Raw genomic sequence first — 324 nt, forward strand, 5'->3', positions numbered from 1 at the left:
GCGGGAATAGCTCAGTTGGTAGAGCACGACCTTGCCAAGGTCGGGGTCGCGAGTTCGAGTCTCGTTTCCCGCTCCAAATTAAAGACATCGGCAATAGCGGATGTCGGCTGTAAAGCCAGAAGATTTCGGCGCGTTAGCAAAGCGGTTATGTAGCGGATTGCAAATCCGTCTAGTCCGGTTCGACTCCGGAACGCGCCTCCAATTTCTTCCCGAGCCCGGATGGTGGAATCGGTAGACACAAGGGATTTAAAATCCCTCGGCGTTCGCGCTGTGTGGGTTCAAGTCCCACTCCGGGTACCATGGGAAAGAACAGAATAATCAAAG

At 53.7% G+C, this 324-nt stretch carries 3 tRNA genes; all 3 read left to right on the top strand.

The features are described 5' to 3' along the window. The 3 genes from OGV80_RS00270 (at position 1) to OGV80_RS00280 (ending at position 300) form a co-directional block, all read left to right on the top strand. Positions 1-76, top strand: a tRNA-Gly gene (locus OGV80_RS00270). 51 nt (positions 77-127) lie between these two features. Next, positions 128-201, top strand: a tRNA-Cys gene (locus OGV80_RS00275). A gap of 12 nt (positions 202-213) precedes the next feature. Beyond that, positions 214-300: transfer RNA gene (locus tag OGV80_RS00280), tRNA-Leu, on the top strand. The last annotated feature ends 24 nt before the right edge of the window (positions 301-324 follow it).

Source organism: Citrobacter sp. Ce119 (assembly GCF_030334525.1).
GTDB lineage: Bacteria > Pseudomonadota > Gammaproteobacteria > Enterobacterales > Enterobacteriaceae > Citrobacter > Citrobacter europaeus.